We start from the raw sequence: 2,382 nt of genomic DNA on the forward strand, positions 1-2,382 counted from the left end.
TGTACCGCCAATAAACTGCTTTCACAGCCCTGGGTACCGGTAGTGGTCTGGCTCACATAATAGGTTTGTCCATCTACTAACAGAGTGGTATTAGGAATAGGCGTGGTACCACCCGCATCGCTATACCATTGTAAATTATCGCCCACTACTACCAAATCGGTTAAATTGGCAGGAGGCTCATTGATCTGTGCACGAAGAGCAGCACCACAAAAACTTTGCAACGCCTCCCCTTGGGGTGGAGGGCATTGTGCATAAGCATGCATAAAAAAGCTACTCATTAGGTTAAATAAGTAAAGTAATAGCGCTTTTTTTAACATATAAATTAATTTATTTATGCAAGTTACATTAAAAAATTTAAATATAAAATTTTCACTTTATCTACAAAATTGTATCTTAATCTAAACTTTAATTTAAATTTTATGAAAAAAAGTACACTTTTGTTAATTTTATTTATCGCTTTAAGTAAGATTAGCTACGCTCAAACTTTTATTGAGCGTATTGATGTTGATTCGGGAGATTTTGTACAACATTCTATTGCCCAATTAGACGGGGGAGATTATGTGGTCGCCGGAACACAAAGTCCTGGAATCACAGCTGGAACCGATGTAAGATTACTACGTATAGATAATACCGGTAGTATAGTATGGAGTAAAAATTTTGACTTTGGCGGGATTGATTCTTTTGTAGGAAGCATCACCATAGGCGAAGGAAATATTATTGCCTTAACTGGTTATGTAGGAATCAACAATGGACCCAAAGATCTTTTGATTGCCACGATTGATGAGAACGGGAACTTATTAGCAGAGTTAACCCTAAATGACCCTCCAAGACCTACAGGACAAAACTATCAGTTATATGGCACCGATATTGTTCAAAAAGAGAATGGTGACTTTTTAGTGGTGGGGTTAGGTACAAGTTTCACAACTACGGGTAGTTCAAAATATGGTTTTGTTTTATCAGCAGACCGCAATTTAGCTGGCTTAACTGCTTTTACACCGCAAGTTTATGACGGAAGTTTTCTACTAAACCAAAGAAACACATTTAATAAAATCACCAAAGTACCTTCTAATGTTTCTCCTAATGGGCAAGAAATGTTTTTATTAACTGGAACAACGACTACTGCTAGCGGGAATTCTCAAGGTCTTATGCGATTAATCGATGCTAATGGCGTTGCTGCTTGGACCCAGAGTTATAGTGGGCAGGCTACTCATCAAAACGGAGGAATGGCTATTTATAATCCTGCAACCGGCTTGTTTTATGTAACTTATCCTTGGGTAGAAGGCCAGTTAGAAACAATAAGTGTGGATTTTGCCAACGGAAATATTATAGATTCCTACTTTATTTATGCACCAGATCGTGATAATTTTGTAAGTATGTTATTGAATGGAATGGTTCTCGACAGAAATACAAACAGTACTTCTATTGCTTATTCAGCCTTTATGTTTAACTCCCAATTTGATTCAGGTATTGGGCGCCATATGGCTTTTTCTATAGATTATGATAATGCTAATGCTAAGGTTAATTGGCAGCAGTTGTATCAATCTGAATTTTCTACGGCAGATCTACTTAATGTGAATTTTGATTTTATTGCACAACCCATTAATTATGGAAGTAGTCCTACTTCGGTAATTTCAAATACGTATTATACCCCTAAGGGAGGTATTATCAATGATAATCAAAATAATTTAGTTTTTACTGGTTTGCAACAAAACCCAATTACCAACCAACTGTCGTTGAGTTTATTTCGAACAACCTTAAGCGGTGAAGTGCAGTGTGATTGTTTACTACCATTAACTCTAGATATCGATGTTATTTCGGCTTCTACAGGAAATAATTTTAATCAGAATTTTATACCTTATGTACCTTCTCAAATTGGTGCTAGTCTATTAAGTAGTCCGTTTAAGCTACAATTGTCTTGTACCCAAACCAACTATTGCCGTTCTGCATCAAGAGTAAGCTTTGGTATAGAGCAAGAGCAAGAGCAAAAGTCTATCGAACTTTATCCAAATCCTGTTAAAAATCAGCTTCATATTAAAGCAATGGCAAATACTAAAGTGAGCCTATATGATATGCAGAGCAAGTTGATATGGCAACAGACTTTAAATACCAATGTAAAAACCATCAACTTAAGTCATTTGCAGCAAGGAATATACTTTGCAAAGTTTGTTGATGCTTCGGGAGAAGTATTTATTAAAAAAGTAATTAAAGAATAGAGGGTTTTTAATAAGATTAATTTATAAAGGAGGCTGTCTAAAAAGGGCAGCCTTTTTTATATCTTTTTTTTATTAAAGGATAACTTGATTATCGCTTCAAGGTAAAGTGACCTTTAAAGGTATCTATACGTTCTTCACCGGTTGGTAAAATTTGCTTGTATTCTACACT

2 protein-coding genes are annotated in these 2,382 nt (G+C 35.6%); one reads left to right on the forward strand and one right to left on the reverse strand.

Going from position 1 to position 2,382, the window contains the following annotated elements; all coding sequences use genetic code 11:
* On the reverse strand, positions 1-317 hold a 317-nt coding region (locus ACH2AZ_RS12355; RefSeq protein WP_394908087.1), incomplete at its 3' end, for a hypothetical protein.
* Positions 318-419: 102 nt separating this feature from the next.
* On the opposite strand from ACH2AZ_RS12355, the gene ACH2AZ_RS12360 reads away from it, so the two are divergent.
* On the forward strand, positions 420-2,213 hold the full coding sequence (locus ACH2AZ_RS12360; RefSeq protein WP_394908088.1) for a T9SS type A sorting domain-containing protein: 1,794 nt from the start codon (positions 420-422) through the stop codon (positions 2,211-2,213).
* Positions 2,214-2,382 lie beyond the last annotated feature (169 nt).

The organism is uncultured Mesonia sp. (assembly GCA_947499595.1).
In the GTDB taxonomy this organism is placed as follows: domain Bacteria; phylum Bacteroidota; class Bacteroidia; order Flavobacteriales; family Flavobacteriaceae; genus Mesonia; species Mesonia sediminis.

Excerpts from the sequence above, each read along its gene's own strand:
- ACH2AZ_RS12360 (WP_394908088.1), top strand. The coding sequence starts at position 420 with ATGAAAAAAAGTACACTTTTGTTAATTTTATTTATCGCTTTAAGTAAG.